Origin of the sequence: Paenibacillus sp. FSL R5-0744 (genome assembly GCF_037972555.1) — a bacterium.
Taxonomy (GTDB): Bacteria; Bacillota; Bacilli; order Paenibacillales; family Paenibacillaceae; genus Paenibacillus_AQ.
In genome coordinates, this window is the sequence record NZ_CP150228.1 from 2845936 (window position 1) to 2869436 (window position 23501).

Sequence of the window (23501 nt, forward strand, 5' to 3'; positions counted from 1 at the left end):
GTGCTGCGACCAACAGTGCATGAACTTGAAGTGTAAGACTATTGAATGCTGGAAGATTAATGAGTGGTTATTTTCGTTTTATTGGCGTGTTTACTTCCATAGATTCTGTACAATATCAATCCGAACAGCATACCGATAAATGACATCACGGAAATTGTTAAGTAAAGGACCTTACCGCCAAAGGCTTCATATAATGCTCCACCAGCATAAGATGCGAGAATACCTGATACACCGAAGAACAGTAGCGCCAACACAGTTTGACCCGTAGCACGCCATTCCACAGGCACAATACTATATAGATACTGAATAGCTGCGGAGTAGAATACCGGGAAGGTAAGGATTTGTAGAATCTGTAGATAAGCTAATAAATGCGGATCCAAAATCCAGGCCGAAATAAAGAATCGAAGAAAATAAAAGGCTCCAGAAATCGAAATAATGATTAGCTCTTTTCCTTTGCGCAGCCACCAAAAGCTTAAGGCGAACACAATAATTTCACTCATTGCGGCGATAAAGAACGATTGACCAACTAATTCAGGACTGCCACCAAGCTCGCGAATATAAACTCCAAGGAAGGTATCGTTCATTCGTGCGGGAACGGAGCTAATAAATATGAGTACTAGAAATAGCTGTGTTTCTTTGTTACTAAGAAAATGCTTCAGGCTGTCAAGTGTGACCGGTTTACCGGTCACCGGAGCATCTGGCATGAACCAGCTGACCACAAAGCTTGTAAGACTTATTGCGACGAACAGCAAGGCCATACCTTGTGAACCGAAATAACTCATCACATAACCTGTGAGTAAGGCCATAACACCGTACCCCAATGCACCGTATGTACGTATCGAACCATAGCTAATTCCAGCTGCCTCAGAGATCCGGAAATTCAAGCTTTCAGCTAGCGGATCGATAGGCATTAAGAAGAAATAGAGCAGCATCGCAAAAAGAATAAGTCGTACGTAGCTGCTAGAATCGAATAAAAAGTATCCCGTCACCGCAGAGCATAACAACAGAATTAACAGCACTTTGCGGATCGTTCTTGTTTTGTCACTGATCATCCCCCATAAGGGTTGAGCAATAATGGTAACAAACCCTCCAGTACCAATAATGAATCCAATTTGCGCCGGGTTAAGACCCTGCTCCCCTAGATAGACTGGCAGAAAAGGAATAAACATAGCCAGCAACGCAAAATACAAAAAGTTAAACCCTCGTAATAGTGTTGGTGCATTCATAAGTCTCTTTACCTCACGTATTTAATGATATTTGTATAGTGTCAATTTGGTTATTGTATCACGGATGTTGAATGATTAGGATATAAATCTATGATAAAAATATACTATTCTCCCATATGATATATCCATTCAAGGTTCAGTTCATTTTCATAGAATGTTGTATAACCTTGAAAGGAAGTGTTAAGAATGGCGTCAATTATTGATTATGGTTCTACGTTTTTAACTGTTGATGGTCCAGTATTGGCGGTTGGTGTTGGTCAAGGAATAACTACTACCTCTGTATTTCTTGATCCGGCTAATCCTGCAACTTATCGTTCGAGAGTTGAGCTAAAAGCGAGTTTCGGTGTTGATAGTTTTTCATTTACAGATGATATTCGCGTAGATATTTACAGAGGTGCTACAAAAGTATACAGTAGCCCGCTCAATCGATTCTTCGAACCTGGTAACAACCTTCAGATTGTAAACGTGCTTGCTGTGGATGGTGGACTGCCGGGAACTCAAATTTATACACTGGGTGTTCTATTTGCTAATAGTAATAATGCTGGAAGTGTAATTCAAATAAAAGGCCCAATTACATTCACAGCTACAGCAATTGGTCTATAAGTTAGCTAGCGTATGAATTAACCAAAAGCTGCACCAATTCTCCGCAATGGAGAGAGGTGCGGCTTTTGCTGCTATACATATCCCGTCAGCTCACTATAGTGATATAATAACCGCAGTAATAGTATAACTAAAGTAAAATGCAAGGAGAAAAGCCGATGATAAAGCTGGTATCATGGAATGTTAATGGCCTTCGGGCATGTGTCAAAAAAGGGTTTAATGACTATTTCAAAGAAGTAGATGCGGATATCTTCTGTGTTCAAGAAACAAAGCTTCAGGAAGGGCAAATTACACTGGAGCATGGCGAAGAATACGATCAATATTGGAATTACGCAGTGAAGAAGGGCTATTCCGGTACGGCAATATTCACTAAAATCAAGCCGATCTCTGCGAGATATGGGATGGAAGAAGATGAAGAAGCAGAAGGTCGGATCATTACATTAGAGTTCGAACATTTTTATCTGGTCAACGTCTATACGCCTAATGCCAAACGAGATCTGTCTCGATTGGCATATAGAATGGAATGGGAGGACCGTTTCCGTAATTATCTCTTAGAACTGGACAAGCGTAAACCAGTTGTTGTCTGTGGAGACCTAAATGTTGCCCATGAAGATATTGATATCAAGAATGCAAAGGCTAACCGTGGGAACTCCGGTTTTACGGATGAAGAGAGAGGGAAAATGAGTACACTGCTTGAGTCGGGCTTCATAGATACGTTCAGATATCTTCACCCGGAGCTTGAGGGAGTGTATTCATGGTGGTCTTATATGCCGAAGGTGAGAGAGCGGAATGTGGGCTGGCGAATTGATTATTTCTTAGCTTCTTCTAGACTTGCACCTAATGTAATTGATGCCCAAATTGATTGTCAGATCATGGGTAGTGATCATTGCCCAGTCATGTTGAAGCTAGCTGATTTTTCGGAATAAAAAAAGGGATATAAGGCCGCTAAGTTCCTGCATAGGACGAAGCGGCCTTTCTTTTATTAACTATACCTATTGTATTCTTCCGATTATATCATCGAATTCAAGCGGTCCCATATTCACATTAATCCGCTGCTTAAGGATAAGCATGTTCTCTAGAATATTAATATCAAGTGTAATTAAGAAAGGCATTTCAACAAATAGCAAGGACAACTGAAGTTGATCTTCTGCAGTCCAAGTAAAGCTGGACATAATCCGGTTCATGAAAGGCTCCAGGATGAGTGCAAAGCTTTCGAGCCATTGTCCTCGGCCTAATCGAATGACATTCTTTTCACCAAGTTTAGTTATTAAAGTAACTTCAGCTTCATCATTGTTGAAAGAGATAGAGATAGTAGCTAGTGAAAATTGGTTGTCATCGAGTGTATAGGTTATACCATTCAATTGATCTTCTTGAAAAGATGACCGCTGTAATTGTGGAGGGTCTATCGATAAGTTTTTTAATTGGTCTGCCAATTTGGCTGCTAATGCTTGTTCTTCCAGAAGAGGGACATCTTTCATATTGGGTAATAAATGCTCCCACACTGCATTCAAAATACCTTGAATACTATTTGAAGCGGCAGTAATAGCAATTACCGCATCCTGATCGGGAAGAACAACGCAGAGTTGTCCGAATGCGCCATCGGCGCGGTAGGCTCCGTGTTGGCATCTCCAGAATTGATAACCATATCCGAGCGCCCAGTCATGATCGCCTTCGCCATTGGAAATGTGTTTGGAAGTTGCCTCATTAATCCACTGTTCAGGCAGGATTCGTTGATTATTCCAGATCCCTTTTTGTAAGTAAAGCTGGCCGAATTTAGCGATATCCTCTGTGGTAATGCTTAAGCCAAATCCCCCCGTGTTAATTCCACGTGGACAAGACTGCCAAGTTGCTCCGTGAATACCGAGCGGAGCGAACAGACGCGGTTCTAGATATTCTAGCAGTGTTTGGCCAGTAACTCGTTGAAGGATCGCGGACAGCATGTAAGTGGCGCCGGTATTATATAGGAAATGTGTACCTGGTTGTTTCTCCACTGGGACTGAGAAGAAAGCTTTAACCCAATTCCCGTCTGCACTTTTATGAAGTGTGTCCATAGTATCCACGACATGCCCGGTACCCATCATCAATAGATGTCTGATTGTCATGTTGGATAGATTGTCAGTGATAGTCGCAGGAGCCTCTTCAGGGAAGAAGGAGATGACTGAATTGTCGAGTGTGATTAGCTTTTCTGTGACCGCAATCCCGATTGCCGTTGAGGTGAAGCTTTTGCTAAGGGAAAATAGCATATGTGGAAGATCGGACTTATAAGGAGACCACCAGCCTTCAGAGACCACATACCCATGCCTAAGGAGCATGAAGCTATGCAGACCTAAGCTTTGCGTCTCTACTGCATCAATAAAGCTGGATATTGCGGCTGATGATATGCCCTGCTCTTCTGGAAGACTTCTAGACAACTGCAAGCTACTTGTAGTTTCCATTCATTCATCTCCTAAATTTTGAGAATCCTTGCCTTCCTATTTTATAATAAATTCCATTGTATAAATACTATATAAAATGAAGATTTTTAATCCTCTAAAGAGCTGCTGTTGGAGGCATCGGTATGCAATCTTTTCTCAGGCCATGAAATAACATGCGAGGTTCGGCTTAATTTCTCATAGATTAGCTGGTCATCTTTTTTGAATACCTTAATGATTAAATGAATAAAGAAAACTAAATCGACCAGTAGAACAATGAGGAAAGCGACCGTTCTCAATGGTGAAGATAGAAGCCCTGTCACATCAGAATCGATAACAAGCGCGTGAAGTCCAAGTAATATCCAATATAGCAGACCATATCGGATCATAAGCGCCCAGAAAGAAGCTCGATTACCTTTGCTCGTCACCCGAATACGTACAATCCATTTGCCTAAGGTCCGCCCACCAGTGAAAGCTGGAATCAGGATGAAGTAAATCCCTGTTACAATCCAGAAAGCACTTTTTATATCGAATCCATAAAGTACACCAAACCCGATGATCCACACCATACTATCGATGAAAAAAGCAATCCCTCTGCGGGTATAGGAGACTCTTTTGGCAGAACGGTCGATATTCGTATCCAGTTGTTCTATTTGTGGCAGTAACCCGTTTATCCAGATAGCAATTCGGAATCCAAAGATCCCTCCCAGCGTGTTGGTAATAAGATCATCGACATCAAATAGACGGTAGGGATGATCAAAAAAGCCGTAGATGCCTGTAACCTGTGTGACCTCAAAAGATAACGAAAGTATGAAAGACAAGAGAATACACATTCCCCAGCGCGTTCGAAAATAGTAACCCAGAAACAATCCAAACGGCACGGTCAAAGCGATGTTAAATATCACCTGTAAAAAAGCAGGCTCACGCAGTAACGACCAATACGTTGAAATCTGATCAGGTATGATCTTAGAGCCATCTATAATATCTTGTATGAATTGAAGAGGGACGAGCTGCATCATACTTCCCGAAGGCGCCATATTATGTCTTGAGGATGGCATCGGAAGCAAAACGAGAAAATAAGCGTTCATCAGATAAAGCAGCAGTAAGTATAGGATTAAAGCTCTAAGCTTATGGATGTAGCCGTGTCTACGGTATTGAACGATTAGAAAAGGGAGTGTGAAGATCAATGCCGCTATAGGAAACATCATAAAGGCATAAGAAATTGGGAAAAAGTAAGAATGAAACATAAGTCACCTGCCGAATCATTGTTTTTTGAGGAATAAGTAGTCTGCTGCAAACTAGCGTTCCCGGCTCATTATAAAATTTTATGATAGGGAACTCAACTTATTTATTTAGCGCTTCCGGCATACATATGTCTATAGAGGAGCGTGAAGTGATGGAGAAAAAGGTACAGCAGTATTATCGACTGAAGCAAAAGCAAAAGGAAATTGAAAAAGAATTGGCAGAGCTTCGGCAGGATATTCTAAGCTATTGTAGTGAGCAGGGGGCTACCGAGACTGAAATCGGAAGCTACAAAGTGAAGCTAGTGATGCAAAATCGCAAAGAATATGATGATCTCAAGTTATATGAAACCCTATCAGACCCCGAAGTGTGGCGTATGCTCTCCAAATCAGATCCCGCGAAGGTAGCAAGTTTGACCAAGCTTAACGTAATCTCTGAGGACAAGATTATGCATACCTATTCTTTAAAGACCGTAACGTTGCTGCAAGTGGATAAAAAATAAGGATTTACGTGAGCGGTTCCTTTCATGGGGGCCGCTTTATTATATCGAATCGCAACTCTTAGCATTTTGCGTTAAAATAAGAAGTGAAGCTGACCGTCTGCTGTTAAGGAGCTCCGGTGCTTTGGTGCGACAGTAAAGCAACCATAGAGATGGAGGAAGAGAATTCATGAAAGATTTTGATGTCATGTTAGAGAAATATGCGAACCTGGTTGTAAAAGTAGGGGTAAATGTACAGCCTGGACAAGTTTTGATGGTGCATGCACCTATTGAAACGGCAGAGCTTACTCGCTTGATTGTAAGTAAAGCCTATGAAGCAGGTGCTAAATATGTAATCGTTGATTGGGACGATGAAGCGACTACACGTATTCGTTACGAAAAAGCCCCAGAAGATTCCTTCGATTACTATCCACAGTGGCAAGCAGAAATGATGGAGAAGTTTGCGGAAGAGAACGGCGCCATCTTACATATTAAAGTACCAGATCCGGAATTGTTCAATGGTATTGATTCTTCCAAAGTGTCAAGAGCAGTTAAAGCGGCAGCTGTTGCTCGCAAAAACTACTCCAAATATACTCGTAATAGCAAAATTAGCTGGTCTCTCGTTAAGGCTCCAACGCGTGCTTGGGCGAACAAGGTGTTTGCTGATCTTCCAGAGGAAGAGCGAGTAGAGGCTATGTGGGAAGCGGTGTTCCAGATGAATCGTGTAGGTAGCGAGGATCCAGTTGCCGCATGGAGAGAGCATATCGGTCAATTGAAAGAAAGTCAGGATAGAATGAACGCTAAGCGTTATAAAAGCCTGCATTACCGCGCTCCGGGAACGGATCTGCATGTGGAGCTTCCAGAAGGACATTTATGGCGTGGAGGCGGCGGAGAGAATGATAAAGGCGTGTATTTCGTGGCTAATATGCCAACGGAAGAGATCTATTCCATGCCACATCGTACAGGTGTGAATGGTACCGTTAGAAGCACACTTCCATTGAATCTGAACGGACGTTTGGTAGAAGGCCTTTCCTTCACTTTTAAAGATGGAAAAGTAGTAGCATATGAAGCTGAATCCGGACGTGAGCATTTGACTTCGCTGCTGGCAACCGATGAAGGTGCATCCTATTTAGGAGAAGTGGCTTTAGTGCAGCATGATTCTCCAATCTCTCGCTTGAACCGAATTTTCTACAATACAGGGATTGATGAGAATGCCTCCTGCCATTTCGCGTTGGGAAGTGCTTATCCTGTCAATATTGAAGGCGGCACAAAGCTTACGAATGAAGAGCTTGTCGCACGAGGTGCTAATGTCAGCTTAACGCATGTCGATTTTATGATTGGTTCAGCTGAGCTGGATATTGACGGAGAATTGGCGGATGGTACGATTGAGCCGGTATTCCGTAAAGGGAATTGGGTGCTGTAAGGGATACATTTAAGGCCGTAATCTCGCTTAGGGGGTTACGGCCTTTTTCTTTGATGAAAGGATTTATGTTATAGAAAGTATTTTTATGTAGAAGCGAAGATATCCATATTAAATAATATTTTCTTATAAAAACAGCCGGCGCTCTCTTCAATAGAGAGTCCGGCGTTTTTTTATTGCCCTTAGAGATCATTTTTATTTTGAAAAATAATTAAGGCCCATAGCCTCGCGTACTTCGGACATCGTTTCTTGAGCAATATCGCGGGCACGCTTAGTTCCGGATAATAAGATATCCTCAACAACCTTGGGTCTGGCAGCATAATAGGAGCGACGCTCACGCATTGGTTCAATTAGCTGGTCTAGAGCTGTCGTGATAAGCTGCGTACAGGCTGAACAGCTTATACTGCCACTTTCGCAGCTATCGTGAATTTCTGGGGCGCCATGCGAACGAACAGCACGATGATAAGCATAAATGGGACAAATATCTGGATGCCCAGGATCATTTTTATGAACACGGGCTGGATCAGTTGTGGCTTTACGGATCTTGAAGGTGATCTCTTCTTTCGTAGAGTCCAGCTCGATAGCATTGCCGAGGCTTTTACTCATTTTAGCATTGCCGTCTGTTCCTACTAGTCTTGGCGTCTCGCTGATGAGCGCTCTGGGCTCCACAAGGATGGGGCTGTACAGTTCGTTGAATCTACGTACGATTTTGCGGGTCAACTCCAGATGGGGAAGCTGGTCTTCTCCTACAGGAATAATCGTCGCTTTACAAAAGGTTATATCCGCAGCCTGGCTAACTGGATAACCTAGAAAACCATAATACAATTCATCTAAGCTGGAATTTTTCGATTCGGCTTTAATCGTGGGATTATGCCGTAAAGAATTCACAGTAACAAACATGGAGAATAGGACGGTCAGCTCAGCGATCTCTGGAACCATAGATTGAATAAATAGGGTGGATTTATCTGGATTTATACCCGCCGATAAATAGTCCAGTGTGATTTCATTCAAGTTTTGACCAAGGTATTGAGGCCGATCAAAGTGAGTCGTTAGGGCTTGAATATCTGCTAGAAACACAAAAGTATCATATTGCTCCTGTAGAGTCACTCGGTTCTGTAAACTGCCCACGTAATGGCCAAGGTGCAGCTTTCCGGTCACTCGATCTCCAGTTAATACACGTTCTTTTATCATTTGAATTCCTCCTGTTTTGTCGCTTCTGATTAATATTGAGTCGCCACCACCAGCCATCATCCATGGCCATCACCTCCTTTAAATGACAAAAAAACCTCATCCAATAAGGACGAAGTTGTCGTGGTACCACCTTAAATGATCGCGCAACCAGGTTTCGTTAGTATTACGATCTTCTCTTACCGGTACGGAGAAGGTCTGAGACAATCTCGATACAGGTCCCTTGATAACGGCGGGAAACCCGGCTTTCCCTACAACATCAGCTAAGATGGTTCGGAAGAGCAACTCTAAAGGCCATTCGATCAAGCGCTGGACACCGGTTCGCAGCAGCCACCGGCTCTCTGAAGTCCATGTTCGATTGTCTACTTACCCTTTGTCTGCGTTGTTCATGATATTTTGGTAATTGTAATTCTGATGAGTGAGTTTGTCAATGGTTGGAAATTAGATGATGATACAGAGCATCTAGGTTTATATGATCTAGCAAAGTATCACTTAAATGTATATTATCATCAGCAATTAAGTCCAATCTATCATTGTTGATTCACAATATAATAATGTATAACCTTGTAATTGGAATGGAGTGATGATAAATGGCGACAAATATAAGTTATGGTTCACAGGCAAAAATCCCTTTAGACCCGTTTAATGCTGTTACAACGGTTGCAGGGATTCCTGGAGCTGGAGCGGGTCTTGCCACAGCGCAAGTAAATATTAGCCCAGCTAACCCAGCTTCTTTCTCTAGTAGAGTCGAGTTAAATGGTAGTTTTAGTCTTACTGCACTTGCTGATAGTCAATTTCTTGTTTTAATCCGACGTGCTGGAGTCGATATTTATAGCTCCTTTTTTCGTTTTACTACAACTACTGATATTCAATTAAATGTTCAGTGGGTTGATGGTCCTTATATTGGAATCCACAACTATGAATTGGTAATTCAAAATGACAGCAACTTGCCTATAAATCTATTTGGACCCATATCATTCACAGCAACTGCTATTGGAGGAGACGGAGTAATTTAAGTTATGGACAGTTAAATCATTCTGATTTAACTGTCCTTTTTTTCATGGGGTAAAATTTATTTATTTAAAATGTTGTCCTCTAAAACAGCATATTTATCGCCATATTGCTTAATGATATGTTGTTCTCCCCAATTACATAGAGAAGTCAAAATGTCGCTTAAACTATCACCATACTCACTAAGCTCATATTCCACTTTGGGTGGAACCTGATTGTATACGATCCGGTTGATAATTCCATCGGCCTCAAGTTCGCGTAGTTGCTGGGTTAACATTTTTTGAGTAATTCCGGGCATTAACTGTTTTAGTTCCGATGTTCGCTTTTTGCCATGAGTTAAATGACACAAAATTACACATTTCCATTTCCCTCCAATTACTTCGAGTGTGGCCTCAACAGAAATATTGTATTTTTTCTTGATAGTTGTCATGATATCCTCCAATGTATGGGTACTTTTTAGTACCTATGGTACTTTTAAGTGCGTACTATTGATTATGTCCAATTTTACTTATCATAACATTTATCGTTCTTTTTTTATAGAATGTTATAATTTTAAGTGCTCAGTCCCAAAAAAGTTAATACAAATAAAAACCGTTTCTATACCCTCCCCGTCTTAATCTATGAGAGGTTTAGGAGAGGGGGCTAAGGAAGGATATGACGATGACTAATGCAGAAATGAAGAAGGTAACGATTCTTGATTCTCGGAGCGAGACGGATTTCTACGATTCTATATTGGTACATAGAGAACAGCTATACAGTATTGCCTATAGCTACTTGCGTAACCGGAATGATGCGCTTGAAGCGATGCAGGAAATGACTTGCCGGGCCTGGATCAAAAGAAAAACGTTAAAGGATCCAAAAGCGTTTAAATCATGGATCATTCGGATCCTGATTTATGTCTGTATAGATGAACAAAGACGTAGAAAGCGTTCCATGCCGCTTGTTGACGAGAGAATAGGAGAGCAGATTACGCACATTGGCCATCATCGGATGGAAATGCTGTGGGCACTTGAACAGGTTAAACCCAAGTATCGCCATGTGCTGCTGCTTAAATACTACAACGATATGACCTTAAATGAGATTGCTAAAATACTGGATAAACCTGAAGGAACGGTCAAGACATGGCAGCATAAAGGACTCAAGCAGTTAAGAACGATCATTAAGAATCGGGGTGATTGGAACCATGAGTAGTCAGGAGGAGCTTGCCATGTTAATCGATGCTGAACGAATCCCACAGGAGCAAAAAATGGAGAGTGCGGCCGCACAAATCTATGCCATTCAAGCAGGACTCGAACTAGGTAAAAAGCGCGGAAAAAAGCTAATGTTCGCTAGAAGCGCTATGGCTGTACTGACTGCATCTGTTTTGATTGCAGGTTTACTCTTCTTCAATCCAACCCAATTGATGCCACAGCAAGCCTCTACCAGTATTGAATCAAGTGATTGGGGTGTGTTGGAACCTTTTAAGAAGCTGGCTGAATCTGATGTTGATGCCCTTACGTTAGAATCTGCAATTCGAAACGATTATGTGCAAATCGTGAATAAGAGCGCTGAGAAAAACGGATATAAGATCACTCTAAATGCTGTAATCGCTGATGAAAATAAAATTATACTGCTATATACAGGGACTACAAGTGATGGTCAGGAAATTTACAATGTGAATAGTGTATGGCTGACAGATGCTGTGACGGGACAAAGTGTAGTGGATAAAAATGGGGGTAGAGGTGGGATGGGTTTACATGCTGTGGATAGTATTTATACATGGCTCGGAAAAACTATCTATCCACTAGATAAGGATAAAGCATTTCCAAAAGAGGTGGTGGCGAATTTTCAGATCACTTCAGTGGATCCAGGAATGCTAGCAAAACCAAAAACGGGAACGGATCTAGCTGACATGCGCTATTCTGATCGTTTAAAGGTGAGCTTCGCTATTGATCCAAAATTCTGGGAACAGAAGACCGAGACAGTAGTTATAAATCAGCCTTTTATGATTGACGGACATGAAGTGAATCTTGCGCAGGTGGAGCTATCTCCTTTAAGTATAGTAGTTAAATTTACGTTAAGTGAGGCATTAAAAACCGATTGGGAGATCAGGAATGAGTTATTTGGAAAGACCCCCAGTGAGTTGACATCGCGGGTTGGGAAGCTCGAATTGAAAAATAATTCGATTGGCGGAAGTGGCAGTGAGGACGGATTTATAAGTAACTTTAGCAGTAACGTATTGGATCATCCAAAATTCATTCGTTTGAAGCTTGATGCGGGGCCTGATCGCGAGAAAGAGGAGTATATTGATATCTTGAAAAAATAAGCAGCAAGTGATGAGAGTGAGAATGTGCTGGGATTCGTAATGCAGAAAAAGGTCCGCTGACAGCGACCTTTTTTTGTTTTCTAGAAGATTAAATATGATTATAAAGTCCTTTTTAAAATAGTGCTATAATAGCTCTTTGAGTGTTCTGAGCTGTATTTTGATCTATATGAACTAGGGGTGATAGGTTTGAGTGTAATCCGTATGGAGAACGTAACTAAGAAATATGAGAATACTTTGATCTTTCGAGATATATATTTTCGAGTTAGCAAGGGTGAACGGATTGGGTTAATCGGACGAAATGGTGCGGGGAAGTCTACTGTATTTAAACTGATGATGGGAAAAGAGGAGCCAACAGCAGGGAAAGTAGAGTTAGATCCCAATGTGAAGATCAGTTATTTCTCTCAATTCTCGGAGCTTTCCGGGGCCTTGTCTGTACAGCAAGAGTTAGAATTGTGCTTTGAGCAGGTAGCGCTTATCGAACAGGAGCTTAACCAAATCGGGGAACAGCTTGGACAAGTGACGGATGATGACCAGATGAATACACTTTTAGAGCGGCAAGCGGCGCTTTTTGAACAAATGGATCATTTGGATGGCTGGAATGTATCTGTAGAAATCAACACTGTTCTGACGAAGTTGGGGTTCAATGAAAGATCACGACATCAACCTGTAGATGAGTTATCGGGAGGCTGGAGGAACCGTGCAGCACTGGCTAAAGTCTTAATTGAAATGCCCGATGTCGTATTGCTCGATGAGCCTACTAACTTTTTGGATATCGAAGGGATCGTATGGTTGGAGCAGTGGCTTCACCGTTTTAATGGGGCGATGATTCTCATCTCCCATGACCGGCAATTTATTGACAGAGTAGTCACGTGGACGATTGAAATCGAGAATTATCATTTTCAGGAATATGAAGGCAATTACACCGACTATGTTCGTAAAAAGAAGATGCGCAAAAAGGTGCTTGATCGTCAATTCGAGTGGGAAGAAGAGCTTCTACTTATGGAGTCGGAAGCCATTGAAACCCGCGGGAACAAAAAGTCCCCGAAGGATCGTCTATCACGTAAACTGACAGATATGAAAAAGCGTGTGGAGCCTCATCCAGTGAACGTACTGATCACCGATATCTACAGCAATTTACGGTTTCCGGATAAGCTTGGTGAAGTGAAGGGAATTGGACAAAGCTATGATGGTCGGACGATATTCCAGAACGTTAGCTTCGATATTCAAAAGGAAGATCGGATAGCTATTGTGGGGCCTAACGGAAGCGGGAAGTCGACACTCATAAAGGTATTGACTGGGCAAGAAGAGCCTGAAAGGGGTGGTGTGACTTGGGAACGTGGGGTCAGCTACGCGTACTTCAATCAGATGTGGGACGAACTCGATGTTAAGGATACAGTCAGTCATGCCGTAAATGTGTATGGGCTGGGACTCGATGCTCCGCGGAAAAAAGTGAACAAATTTCTATCGATGCTACAATTCTCGGAAATGGATCTGAGCAAAACGATCGGCAGTCTGTCAGGTGGACAGCAGGCCAGAGTAGCGTTAGCGAAATGCCTTCTCTCTGGCGCGGCTGTCATTATTTTGGATGAGCCAACGAATCATTTAGATTTGACGAGTATTCAGGTGATGGAGCAGGCACTCATTCATTTCCCTGGAGCCGTAGTTACCGTCAGTCATGACCGCTTCTTTATCGATAAAATAGCAACGAAAATGCTTACCTTCGATCCTGAAGCAGGAATCACTGAGCAGAATGTTTAGGATTATGCTGGCAGTCGGATGATCACGGTCGTCCCTTCACCTACTTGACTGGTGATTTCAATCCCATAGGCTTCACCAAAATGAAATTGAATACGATCATGAACATTTTTTATACCAATATGATCTTCATCTAGGGTGTCTGATGGTTGAGAGAGACGAAGACGTAACTGTTTAAGTTTCTCTTCATCGATACCAATTCCGTTATCTTTAACGATAATTAGCATGTCATCCCCCGAAATCATCGAGGAGACTTCAAGGAGACCCGGTTCACTTCGACACTCCAGTCCATGGACGATAGCATTCTCAACGATGGGTTGAAGGGAAAAGTGCATGACTTTAATTATTTCGGTATTAGGTTCTAGCTGTTCAATATATTGAATTTTGTCCCCGAAACGTAATTGTTGGATTTTTACATACAGCCGGACGTGTTCAAGTTCTTCTCGCAGGGTTACGGTTATCTTTCCGGTCTGGATATGAATCCGAAACAATCTACCTACAATCCCCACCATTTCGCCAATCTCTCTTTGCCCATTAATGATGGCTTTCATTTGAATAGATTCAAGTACATTCGCAAGGAAATGTGGATTGATTTGGCTTTTAAGGGCGCCGTATTGAGCTACTTTTTGCTGTGCTTTGGCCATAGAAGATCGCTCGATATAATTTTGCAGGTCTTTCACCATTTTTCGGATTCCATTGTATAGAACACCAAACTCATCTTGACGATTACTATACAAATCCACATCAAAGTTCCCCATCCCCACCAGCTTAACCTTTCGGCTTAAAAGAATAATAGGCTTAGTGACACGCTCCGATAGGATATACATGAATAAGATCGCAGTGACAAGCGACAAGAGCGCTAATGTTAAAATGATTTTTCCGAGAAAAGTGGCTTGCTTAGTCATCTCTTTTTCATCTATATACTGTATGACCTTCCAGTTGGAATAGGGAGACGTAACAAAGTTAATGTACGAGTCTTTATCGTCAAAAGTACCATAAAAGCTTCCCGTATCATTGTTCATGAAAGTATTAAGCGCCTGTGGTTCTATAGGGATAGGTTGTAAGGGTGAGGTCTCCAAGATGTCAGAGCTGTAAACACTACCGCCCTTATCGTCTAAAATAATGAATTTTCGTTTGCTATTCTCCGAGAGCTTTAAGATTTCACGTAATGAATCCAATCGGATATCGATTAACATGACGCCAATGGGCTGCTTGCTTCCTTTTTTATTAATGACTCGGGCAATAGAAATGACGGATTGTTTGGAATTGGTGCGATAGAAGGGGACATGGCTGCCAAATAGAATCACTCCGCCTTTTTTCTGCTGGGTCTGTAAATACCAATCCTCCTGGGTATAATCCTTCACATCATAATCCGCACGATTGAAATTGGCAGAGTAGAACACACGTGATCCCGAAAAAATCTGCACACTATCAACATTTTTAATCGTCATCTCAATCCCGCTGATGAAATGCTCAATCGTGTTTCCATACTGAATATTCAGGTCATTTCCGACGTCGTCTTTATGGATCGTCCAGTGCTCAAGTGCGGTTTGGAGCTGGCTATCTACCTGTGCGTTCAGTGTACCTTTATCAATACTTTGAAGATATTGGTCAATATTGAACGAGAGGTTATTAAGGATCAGATTTGAGCTGCTCTGGTATTCATTTTTGACGGCTTGGTTTGAAAAGATATAGATGATTGCGGATATGATCAGGAGTGGAATGGTAATGGTCAGGATCATCAGCATGAAAATTTGACGATTGACATGTCGCATCCGGTAGCGTCGCTTTGGTTGCTCAATCTGCATCATTTTAGGTCACCAGCCTGATTGTTTTCTATAGTCTGATGGGGTCATGTTCGTGATGCTTCGGAAGGTTTTAACGAAATGCTTATAGCTTTTGTAACCACACATCGTACAGACATCGGTCACTAGAATCTCCGGTTTTTTTAAGCATTCCTGCGCATATTCCATCCGAATCTCGGTTACAAATCGCATGTAGTTCTTATCGAGTTTTCGTTTGAACAGGCGACTTAAATAAGACGGATTATAGAAGAATCGATCTGCTACCATCTGCAGAGTCACTTCTTGATCAATATTTTCTTTAATGAAGGATTTAATATGCTCGAATATGATCACATCCTGTTGGTGGTTGTGTGTCAGTCCTTCGGTATAAACAATCCCTAAATGAATCATCCACCTGCCAAGCCAGTCAAAAAGCGTCTCAAGCGAATAAAAATCATCCGCAAAGGTAAGGTTCAGGAGCTTTTCGCTGTACACACCTTCGATATGGATATGGTTTTTATTGGCGAAGCGGATTATAACACTTATGATTTCCTGAAGAAATGCGAGCCAGTAATCAGGAGAAGAGACATCGGTTTTACTCAAAATATCTTGAGCCAGGCGGTGCATCAGCTGGAGCGTCTCTATTTCGTTAGAACTTTCGATACAGGAGATCATCCGTTTCTTATCATTCTCATCTAGTTGAATTAAGGATGGTTTCTGAGAATTTGAGTTTTCTATCCATTGTGGCACATAGAATAACCTGCAATCTCTCATGTAAAAGCGTTGATATAACATTCGATCGGAATCGTGCAGCAAAGTATGTATTTGTGCAGGGTTCTCCGTCGTCTTACCTATAACTAAATAGAGGCCTAGATGATGTTCTAGCGTAAGCGCCTTCAGATATTGATCGATTCGTATCTGTACTTGAGTTTGAAGAGGGAAGTTGTCAGTAGAAGACGGAGATCCCAATACAATAAGACCATAGAGCTTTGTTTTAGATGAATATGTAAAAATAGAGTGCGGTGTAGAGGCATGAAGATACTCATCCACAGCATTATGAATGAACTTCTCCGCATATTCTCTCATCCACAGGGTGGATGGAGTGCGCGTTTCTCTCATAGGGATCCCTGTCAAAACAAAGGGGAGATAAAGATAGTAGTTACTGTTGAAATTACATAGTTCATGGATAACAGCATCATCTATTACTGAATGTTCTTCCTCTAATAACAGCTTTACAAGTTGTGCCCCTTCCAGATTAGAACGTTTTAATCTATCCTGTCGCTTTAGTTGGAGCTTGTTCATACACTCTTGTATCACTAAGAGGCTTTCCTCGTATTCCAAAGGTTTGAGCAAAAAAGCATGTACATTCCCTACTTGTATAGCCTTCTGAGCGTATTCGAAATCGTTGAATCCTGTCAAAATGATAAATAATGTATCAGGAAGCAGATTGCGAATCTGTTCAATCATTTGAAGCCCATCCATTTCGGGCATCCGGATATCGGTGATCACCAAATCGGGCTTCTCGCGTAGCGCGGTGGTCATTCCTTCTCTGCCATTCTCTGCTTCAATAATGCTGTGGACCCCAAGCTCCTCCCAAGCAAAGTAATGTTTTAAGCCCGTCCGTATTAATGGCTCATCCTCTACAATCATCAATTTATACATGAAATCCCTCCGGAAGACTAGAATTATAGTGGATCACTCGTAAGAGAATACCATTAGATGTAAGATTAAAAGGGTTACATTAAGGCGAAAAAGTGAAAAAATATAAATTCAATTGTTAATAGGTGGAATATGTAATGTATTATAACATTGAAGAGGGGTAGATTGAAGGGATATGTCAGAAATGAACCCTAAAAGTAAAAGGAGTGGGATTCTCCTGAATTTACAATTGATTTATGATTAGCGCAAGGAATGAGAGCAGTACTTTATTCCACAAAAAATAATTGGGGGTAGCACATGAAAGCAATGAAAAAAGGGCTAATGAGTATTGTTGGTGTCGCACTTTTAGGTACACAGTTAGTTGCATGTGGAAATACGAACACAGCGAATTCAGCGGTTTCAGCAAGTAATAATGCTGACAAGACAGAGCCCGCAGCAACTGAGGCTGCTGCTAAACCAGTAGAAATTACTTGGTGGAATTTTCCGAGCTTTCAAGCTTTAGATGGTGAAGTAGGCAAGTATGAGAAGGAAATCATTGCAGCTTTTAATGAGAAGAATCCTGAAATTAAAGTAAACCTTGAGATGATCACCTTTGAAGGCGGCCCTGAAAAACTGAATGTCGCAATTGCTTCTAATACCGCACCTGATGTGATCTATGATGCACCTGGAAGGATTATCGATTGGGGTAAAAAGGATTTGCTTGCACCGCTTAACGACATGGTGACTGATGAAGTGAAGAATGATATTTCAGAAGCTTTTTGGAAGCAGTCAAGTGTAGGCGACAACATCTTTATGTACCCGATTAACACAGCGCCTTTTATGATGGCTGTTAATAAGTCTATTTTTGAAAAGATTGGCGCTCTAGATTTACTACCTTTGGATAAGGAAGATAGAACTTGGACGTTTGAAGAATATAAAAAGGCATTGGAAGCTGTAAAAGAAAAGGCACCGGACGTTATTCCTACAGGATTCTTCGCGAAGAGCCAAGCTGGAGACCAAGGCACTCGCGCTTATCTTGCTAACTTAGGTGTATCCCGATTCTTAAATGAAGATAACTCAGCAGTCGCTATCAATACTGATAATGCTGCTAAAGCGTTAGATTGGATTGTCCAAGCTACGAAAGATAAACTCAGTGTCTCCGGTGCAGCTTCACTTGCTGCTGCTGACGTGAACGATTTGTTCCTGCAAGGTAAATTGGCCTTTACACTTAACTATTCCGCTGTACTAAAAGCACAGAACGTATCTAAAAAAATGGTACAGTTCGAAGATATTCTCCTTCCATTCCCTACACTCGATGGTTCGGAACCAAAGCTTGAACCTTATCTGGGCGGCATGGCTGTATTTAACAATGGGGATGAAGCTAAGATTGCAGCTTCCAAAAAGCTGATTGATTTTATTGCAAATGATCCTGTATGGGGTAAGAAAAACTTGATTCAAACAGGCGGTCTCTCGGTTCGTAATTCGATTACTGGTCTTTATGACGATCCAGAGTATAAATACGCTGAATATGCACGTAAATTTACGACAGATGCACCAACGATTGCTGATGGATATGCAGATATTCGTACGTTCTGGTTCCCTGAATTACAACGTGCTTTAACTGGAGGCGCAACCGGCAAGGAAGCTTTGGATAGTTTTGCTACAAAGGCTAACGAAGCTATTACTAAAGCAAAAGCAGCTATGAAATAAATAGTGAATGGTGTTCAAAAGAATAGAGTGCGGGAAGCACTCTATTCTTTTTAAAAAAATGAAAATTTTCAAGCTACGCACCTATAAATATCATTATTTTTCATCAGAGAAATGGGGAGAAGGTTGTGGGGACAACGGTACGCAAAATTAAAGGTTATGTGATACGTGACTGGATGATGAGTTATCTTTTCTTATTACCAGCGTTTGGATTTTTTCTTCTGTTTGTAGCCTACCCAATGATAAAAGGGGTTTATATTAGTTTCTTTGATTACTCGTTGAGAGATTTTAGTTTTATTGGTCTCGATAATTATATTTCATTATTTAAAGATGATAATTTCATGAAGTCCATGGGAAATACTTTATTACTCGTAGTGATCACCGTACCGATCGTGATTATCTTTTCACTGTTTGTCTCCATGAATATTTATAAGAAAAAAGAGTTTGCTAGATCGTTTTTCCGCGGTGTGTTCTACTTGCCAGCCGTATCTTCGGTCGTAAGTATTACAGTCGTTTGGGGCTGGATTTACCATCCCAACTACGGAATTCTGAATTATTTGACGGGTTTATTTGGAATGGAGCCTGTTTCATGGCTTGGGGATACAAGAACCGCATTACTTGCAATTATCGTGGTCTTAATAACGACTTCTGTAGGGCAACCGATCATTTTGTATGTGGCCTCCATTGGTAACATTCCTACTTCTTATATTGAAGCCGCAGAGATAGATCGAGCAACCCCTTGGCAAATTTTCCGGAAAATATTATGGCCGATGCTGATGCCAACGAACTTATATATTATCGTGATTACCACGATTAATACCTTTCAGTGTTTTGCACTGATTCAACTCCTTACCTCAGGTGGACCTGTATATAGCACTTCAACTGTTATGTATGGGGTATATGAACAAGCCTTTATGCTAGGTCATTTCGGATATGCCTCTGCAATGGGCGTCATACTCGCAATTGTAATTGGGATCATTTCAATCATTCAATTCAAATACTTTGGCAGCGATGTTGAGTATTAAGGAGGGGACATCATGAATTCTACGAATCCATTAGAACTGAAAGCACCTATTATCCAGTCTAAGAAAGTAAGCGCATGGAAAAAAGAATTAACGATTCCAAAAATAATCGCTACAATCCTATTGATTTTGGCTACATTATTTTTTATCTTTCCCTTTTACTGGGTAGTGTCGGGGGCCTTTAAACTTCAAACTGTGGCAACGACCATCCCACCGGAGTGGTTTCCGTTAAAGCCGACGTTACAGAACTGGACAGAATTATTTAAGAATCCAGTAGAACGCTGGATGTTTAATAGCTTTATTATTGCTTTTGCAGAAATGGCTGCGATCTGTATTGTCTCCTCCTGTGCCGGATATGTTCTCGCAAAGAAATCATTTCCAGGACGAGGATTTATCTTCACGATGTTTGTTGCCGCTATGGCATTGCCTAAGCAAGTTATTCTCGTTCCGCTGTTTACGATGTTAGCAGACTTTGGTTGGGTCAATACGTATAAAGGGCTTATTTTACCGGCGATTGGCTGGCCATTTGGAGTCTTTTTGATGAAACAGTTCGCGCAGACGATTCCGGGAGAGTTGATTGAAGCGGCAAAAATTGACGGCAGCTCGGAAATTCGATTGTTCGGAACGATCATTTTACCGTTATTGAAACCAGCAATTGGTGCACTGGCTATATTCACCTTTATTACTTCATGGAACGATTATTTCAGCCAGCTAATCATGACGCGATCTACTTCGATGATGACCTTGCCACTTGGGGTTGCGACACTTCGAGGCGAATTCACAACGAACTATGGACTGCTTATGGCAGGTGCTGCGTTAGCTTCTATTCCTATGATTGCGATTTTCCTAATGTTTCAAAAGGCATTCACACAAGGGATTACGATGGGTGCTGTTAAGGGTTAAATATTCTTATAACAACGTAAATTAATGAGCTGTGACTTAAACGACGGAGGCTGTTATTTATGAAATCAACTGATCTTGAAGCTTTTAAAGGCATTATTATCGCTTTGTACTCCAGTTATGATGCCGAGGGGAATATAGATAAAGAAGCGGCACGCAAATTAGCTCGTCATTATGCTTCTATAGGTGTGAAAGGACTTTATGTTGGCGGAAGCTCAGGCGAAGGCATGCTGCAATCTGTAGAAGAGCGTAAACAAATGCTCGAAGCAGTTATAGCGGAAGTAGGAGATGAGCTTACGATCATTGCTCATGTAGGTGCTCCATCTACAAGAGACAGTGTTGAGCTAGCAGTACATGCTGAATTAGTTGGCGCACATGCGGTATCGGCTGTTCCGGCTATCTATTATCGTTTGTCTCCAGACAGTGTAGAAAGTCATTGGCAGGCGATCATTGATAGTATTTCACTTCCATTTATTATCTACCACATCCCGCAAACGACAGGCTTTCAATTATCTAAAAGCTTGTTAGTGAAGATGGCCGCGCAGGATAAAGTGATTGGCGTGAAGATTTCAGCAGAAAGTACATTTGAGCTTCAGCAGTTTAAGGCAGCAGGTGGAAATGATTTTCTTGTATTGAATGGACCAGATGAGCAGTACTTAGCTGGCCGCAGCATTGGGGCAGATGGTGGGATTGGTGGAACCTACGGGGTTATGCCCGAGCTATTTTTAAAAGTAGAACAATGTTATGGGCAAGGCGATATGGCTGAGGCGCAGAAATGGCAGTTCATTATCAATGATCTCATTGTAGAATTATTATCCTTTCCATCATTATATGGTGCATGCAAAGCAATTCTGAGTTTGCGTGGATTTGAAACGGGCCAACCGAGAATGCCACTTCTACCCATCAAGGCTTCGGATCAGGATCGGGTGGAAGCTCTCAACAATAGAATATTAGAGTATATTCTTGAAGTGAAGGGATAGGGTTAATGATGACTCGAATGAGCGATATCTTTCCGATGAAAGGTCTGATCGTTTCATGTCAGGCACTTGAGCATGAGCCGCTTCATGGTGGAGATACAATGGCAAAAATGGCAAGAGCGGCGGTTCAATCAGGGGCAATTGGAATTCGCACGAATGGGGTTCCAGATATTCTAGCGATTAAAGAAGAAGTAAATGTACCGGTTATTGGACTTATTAAACGGGATATTCCCGGATCAGCCATATTTATTACGCCAACTCTGGATGAGGTGAAAGCAATCGTGTCCGCTAAAGCGGATATTGTTGCATTAGATGTTACGAATCGGGAAGGTCGCTTAGCGTCGGTTAAGCCTTTAATCGCATATGCCCATCAAATGGGTGTGCTTGTAATGGCAGATATATCGACTTTGGAGGAAGGACTGGCAGCGGAAGAATTAGGTGTAGATTTTATTGGTACAACACTTTCGGGCTATACACCATACAGCACACAACAAGAAGGACCAGATCTTGTCTTGCTGCAGCAATTATGCGAGTTCGTGAATATTCCCGTAGTTGCGGAGGGACGTATATGGACTCCGGAAGATGCGGCGAGCGCTAAGAGGGCTGGGGCATCTTATGTAGTTGTAGGAAGTGCGATTACAAGGCCACAATTAATCACATCACGCTATGTCAAAGCCGTGAGCGATTGCTGAGACTTAAGGAGGCGAGTCTGTGTTAGAAGGATATGATCCTCTAATGGAATATGCTGTCGGAGTGGATATCGGGGGAACGAAAATTAATGCTGGACTGGTTACACCACAGGGGGACGTAGTACATACTGTAAGTCTGAGCACAAAGGCTGGGTTCACGAAGACCGTGGACCGAGCTTTTCAGGCTATTCAAAGGTTAATAGAAGAAGCTACAGCCATGCATGCAGGCGTTCAGATTAAAGGGATTGGTGTAGGAACGGCAGGACAAATCGATTGGGAGGCAGGGAGTATTCGCTCGTCATCAGAGCTTATTCCTGGATATGCTGGGACAGCCTTGAAAGCGTTACTTCAGACTCAATTCCAGCTTCCAGTAATCGTAGATAACGACGTGAATGTACTAGCATTAACAGAGAAATATCTAGGTTCTTGTATAGGTGTGAGCGATTTTATCTGTCTTGCACTTGGTACGGGTGTAGGTGGAGCCATTGTTATAGAGGGTCGTCTTGTCCATGGTTCTTGGGGTGGCGCTGGAGAGTTGGGGCATCTGTCTGTAGATTTCAAAGGACCTGCTTGTGTTTGTGGAGGAAGAGGCTGCTTAGAACATTATGCGTCAGGCACAAGCATTGCTCGTCGAATGCGGGAAAAACTAACTTTAAACAATGAGCCACTTGATAACTTAGAATCACGAGACGTGATCGCGAGATGGAGAGAAGGAGACCGTCTAGCTACAGAAGTAATGGAAGAAACAATTGCTGCGCTTGGTTCAGCTATCGCTTCGTTTATTCATATTTTTAACCCAAAGGTTATTGTTATTGGTGGTGGAGTGGCTGAAGCAGGTGAGCTATTATTCGAAGGAATAAGAAGAGAAGTGGCTACGAGAACGATGCCATCGATGCTGGAAGGCGTCCGCATTGAAGCAGCCTATCGTGGCAATTCCTGTGGAATGATCGGTGCGGCATTACAGATCTGGGAGTACGGAGTCCCATCCCTTTCATCTAGTAATGAAGGCTTTATCTAAATCTCTTGATTAAATAGAATAATTTACCGATAATGTTAAAGGGGATGAGAGTAAAGGTCAAATCTTTCTGGGGTCCCTAATCCGTTTATAAGGAGTGATGATGTTTGAGTACGAACAACACCACAATGAA

At 41.9% G+C, this 23501-nt stretch carries 21 protein-coding genes and 1 other annotated feature; of the genes, 14 read left to right on the forward strand and 7 right to left on the reverse strand.

Annotation, left to right across the window (positions count from 1 at the left end):
- Nucleotides 1-56: 56 nt before the first annotated feature.
- On the reverse strand, nt 57-1226 hold the full coding sequence (locus MKY19_RS12355; protein ID WP_339803108.1) for an MFS transporter: 1170 nt from the start codon (nt 1224-1226) through the stop codon (nt 57-59).
- 186 nt (nt 1227-1412) lie between these two features.
- Between MKY19_RS12355 and MKY19_RS12360 the strand changes: the two genes are divergently transcribed.
- Complete coding sequence (locus MKY19_RS12360; RefSeq protein ID WP_076282844.1) at nt 1413-1829, forward strand: hypothetical protein; 417 nt, start codon at nt 1413-1415, stop codon at nt 1827-1829.
- A 158-nt stretch (nt 1830-1987) separates the two neighbouring features.
- Complete coding sequence (locus MKY19_RS12365) at nt 1988-2752, forward strand: exodeoxyribonuclease III (protein ID WP_042193767.1); 765 nt, start codon at nt 1988-1990, stop codon at nt 2750-2752.
- A 66-nt stretch (nt 2753-2818) separates the two neighbouring features.
- Here MKY19_RS12365 and MKY19_RS12370 read toward each other — a convergent pair whose 3' ends face one another.
- Both MKY19_RS12370 and MKY19_RS12375 read right to left on the reverse strand, forming a co-directional pair.
- A complete protein-coding gene (locus MKY19_RS12370; RefSeq protein ID WP_339803111.1) occupies nt 2819-4261 on the reverse strand; it encodes a serine hydrolase in 1443 nt (480 codons plus the stop codon).
- Nucleotides 4262-4347: 86 nt separating this feature from the next.
- Nucleotides 4348-5484: a VanZ family protein gene (locus MKY19_RS12375; RefSeq protein ID WP_339803114.1), complete on the reverse strand. Its 1137-nt coding sequence runs from the start codon at nt 5482-5484 to the stop codon at nt 4348-4350.
- Between the two features lie 149 nt (nt 5485-5633).
- Here MKY19_RS12375 and MKY19_RS12380 point away from each other — a divergent pair, with 149 nt between their 5' ends.
- A complete protein-coding gene (locus tag MKY19_RS12380) occupies nt 5634-5981 on the forward strand; it encodes a hypothetical protein (protein ID WP_042187563.1) in 348 nt (115 codons plus the stop codon).
- 166 nt (nt 5982-6147) lie between these two features.
- Complete coding sequence (locus MKY19_RS12385) at nt 6148-7380, forward strand: aminopeptidase (protein ID WP_042187565.1); 1233 nt, start codon at nt 6148-6150, stop codon at nt 7378-7380.
- Between the two features lie 192 nt (nt 7381-7572).
- Here MKY19_RS12385 and trpS read toward each other — a convergent pair whose 3' ends face one another.
- Nucleotides 7573-8568 (reverse strand): tryptophan--tRNA ligase, encoded by a 996-nt coding sequence (trpS, locus tag MKY19_RS12390; RefSeq protein WP_339803117.1) that lies wholly within the window; start codon nt 8566-8568, stop codon nt 7573-7575.
- 102 nt (nt 8569-8670) lie between these two features.
- Nucleotides 8671-8954: a binding site (T-box leader), on the reverse strand.
- A 201-nt stretch (nt 8955-9155) separates the two neighbouring features.
- On the opposite strand from trpS, the gene MKY19_RS12395 reads away from it, so the two are divergent.
- The gene (locus MKY19_RS12395; protein WP_339247582.1) at nt 9156-9581 is read left to right on the forward strand and encodes a hypothetical protein; all 426 of its coding nucleotides are present in this window, start codon (nt 9156-9158) and stop codon (nt 9579-9581) included.
- Between the two features lie 56 nt (nt 9582-9637).
- Here MKY19_RS12395 and MKY19_RS12400 read toward each other — a convergent pair whose 3' ends face one another.
- Nucleotides 9638-10006, reverse strand: coding sequence for a winged helix-turn-helix transcriptional regulator (locus MKY19_RS12400; protein ID WP_042187569.1), 369 nt, complete (start codon nt 10004-10006; stop codon nt 9638-9640).
- A gap of 224 nt (nt 10007-10230) precedes the next feature.
- Between MKY19_RS12400 and MKY19_RS12405 the strand changes: the two genes are divergently transcribed.
- The 3 genes from MKY19_RS12405 (at nt 10231) to MKY19_RS12415 (ending at nt 13639) form a co-directional block, all read left to right on the forward strand.
- Entirely contained in the window at nt 10231-10767 is a 537-nt protein-coding gene (locus MKY19_RS12405; protein WP_042187570.1) for a sigma-70 family RNA polymerase sigma factor, read from the forward strand.
- On the forward strand, nt 10760-11881 hold the full coding sequence (locus tag MKY19_RS12410; protein ID WP_339803122.1) for a DUF4179 domain-containing protein: 1122 nt from the start codon (nt 10760-10762) through the stop codon (nt 11879-11881). The genes MKY19_RS12405 and MKY19_RS12410 overlap by 8 nt, the downstream gene beginning before the upstream one ends.
- 186 nt (nt 11882-12067) lie before the next feature.
- Entirely contained in the window at nt 12068-13639 is a 1572-nt protein-coding gene (locus MKY19_RS12415) for an ABC-F family ATP-binding cassette domain-containing protein (protein WP_339803125.1), read from the forward strand.
- A gap of 2 nt (nt 13640-13641) precedes the next feature.
- Here MKY19_RS12415 and MKY19_RS12420 read toward each other — a convergent pair whose 3' ends face one another.
- Nucleotides 13642-15447 (reverse strand): sensor histidine kinase, encoded by a 1806-nt coding sequence (locus MKY19_RS12420; protein WP_339803128.1) that lies wholly within the window; start codon nt 15445-15447, stop codon nt 13642-13644.
- Nucleotides 15448-15453: 6 nt separating this feature from the next.
- Nucleotides 15454-17082, reverse strand: coding sequence for a response regulator (locus tag MKY19_RS12425; protein WP_339803131.1), 1629 nt, complete (start codon nt 17080-17082; stop codon nt 15454-15456).
- A 294-nt stretch (nt 17083-17376) separates the two neighbouring features.
- Here MKY19_RS12425 and MKY19_RS12430 point away from each other — a divergent pair, with 294 nt between their 5' ends.
- From MKY19_RS12430 to MKY19_RS12455, 6 genes are all read left to right on the forward strand, one after another.
- The gene (locus MKY19_RS12430) at nt 17377-18768 is read left to right on the forward strand and encodes an extracellular solute-binding protein (RefSeq protein ID WP_339803134.1); all 1392 of its coding nucleotides are present in this window, start codon (nt 17377-17379) and stop codon (nt 18766-18768) included.
- 173 nt (nt 18769-18941) lie between these two features.
- On the forward strand, nt 18942-19790 hold the full coding sequence (locus MKY19_RS12435) for a sugar ABC transporter permease (protein ID WP_076283360.1): 849 nt from the start codon (nt 18942-18944) through the stop codon (nt 19788-19790).
- A gap of 12 nt (nt 19791-19802) precedes the next feature.
- On the forward strand, nt 19803-20690 hold the full coding sequence (locus MKY19_RS12440; RefSeq protein WP_339803137.1) for a carbohydrate ABC transporter permease: 888 nt from the start codon (nt 19803-19805) through the stop codon (nt 20688-20690).
- A gap of 59 nt (nt 20691-20749) precedes the next feature.
- A complete protein-coding gene (locus MKY19_RS12445; protein ID WP_339803140.1) occupies nt 20750-21667 on the forward strand; it encodes a dihydrodipicolinate synthase family protein in 918 nt (305 codons plus the stop codon).
- Between the two features lie 17 nt (nt 21668-21684).
- Complete coding sequence (locus MKY19_RS12450; protein ID WP_339803143.1) at nt 21685-22356, forward strand: N-acetylmannosamine-6-phosphate 2-epimerase; 672 nt, start codon at nt 21685-21687, stop codon at nt 22354-22356.
- Between the two features lie 19 nt (nt 22357-22375).
- On the forward strand, nt 22376-23371 hold the full coding sequence (locus tag MKY19_RS12455; RefSeq protein ID WP_339803146.1) for an ROK family protein: 996 nt from the start codon (nt 22376-22378) through the stop codon (nt 23369-23371).
- The last annotated feature ends 130 nt before the right edge of the window (nt 23372-23501 follow it).

Coding starts and splice junctions, on each gene's coding strand:
- MKY19_RS12355 (WP_339803108.1), bottom strand. CDS start 1,226: ATGAATGCACCAACACTATTACGAGGGTTTAACTTTTTGTATTTTGCG.
- MKY19_RS12360 (WP_076282844.1), top strand. CDS start 1,413: ATGGCGTCAATTATTGATTATGGTTCTACGTTTTTAACTGTTGATGGT.
- MKY19_RS12370 (WP_339803111.1), bottom strand. CDS start 4,261: ATGGAAACTACAAGTAGCTTGCAGTTGTCTAGAAGTCTTCCAGAAGAG.
- MKY19_RS12375 (WP_339803114.1), bottom strand. CDS start 5,484: ATGTTTCATTCTTACTTTTTCCCAATTTCTTATGCCTTTATGATGTTT.
- MKY19_RS12380 (WP_042187563.1), top strand. CDS start 5,634: ATGGAGAAAAAGGTACAGCAGTATTATCGACTGAAGCAAAAGCAAAAG.
- MKY19_RS12385 (WP_042187565.1), top strand. CDS start 6,148: ATGAAAGATTTTGATGTCATGTTAGAGAAATATGCGAACCTGGTTGTA.
- trpS (WP_339803117.1), bottom strand. CDS start 8,568: ATGATAAAAGAACGTGTATTAACTGGAGATCGAGTGACCGGAAAGCTG.
- MKY19_RS12395 (WP_339247582.1), top strand. CDS start 9,156: ATGGCGACAAATATAAGTTATGGTTCACAGGCAAAAATCCCTTTAGAC.
- MKY19_RS12400 (WP_042187569.1), bottom strand. CDS start 10,006: ATGACAACTATCAAGAAAAAATACAATATTTCTGTTGAGGCCACACTC.
- MKY19_RS12405 (WP_042187570.1), top strand. CDS start 10,231: ATGACGATGACTAATGCAGAAATGAAGAAGGTAACGATTCTTGATTCT.
- MKY19_RS12410 (WP_339803122.1), top strand. CDS start 10,760: ATGAGTAGTCAGGAGGAGCTTGCCATGTTAATCGATGCTGAACGAATC.
- MKY19_RS12420 (WP_339803128.1), bottom strand. CDS start 15,447: ATGATGCAGATTGAGCAACCAAAGCGACGCTACCGGATGCGACATGTC.
- MKY19_RS12425 (WP_339803131.1), bottom strand. CDS start 17,082: ATGTATAAATTGATGATTGTAGAGGATGAGCCATTAATACGGACGGGC.
- MKY19_RS12430 (WP_339803134.1), top strand. CDS start 17,377: ATGAAAGCAATGAAAAAAGGGCTAATGAGTATTGTTGGTGTCGCACTT.
- MKY19_RS12435 (WP_076283360.1), top strand. CDS start 18,942: ATGATGAGTTATCTTTTCTTATTACCAGCGTTTGGATTTTTTCTTCTG.
- MKY19_RS12440 (WP_339803137.1), top strand. CDS start 19,803: ATGAATTCTACGAATCCATTAGAACTGAAAGCACCTATTATCCAGTCT.
- MKY19_RS12445 (WP_339803140.1), top strand. CDS start 20,750: ATGAAATCAACTGATCTTGAAGCTTTTAAAGGCATTATTATCGCTTTG.
- MKY19_RS12450 (WP_339803143.1), top strand. CDS start 21,685: ATGAGCGATATCTTTCCGATGAAAGGTCTGATCGTTTCATGTCAGGCA.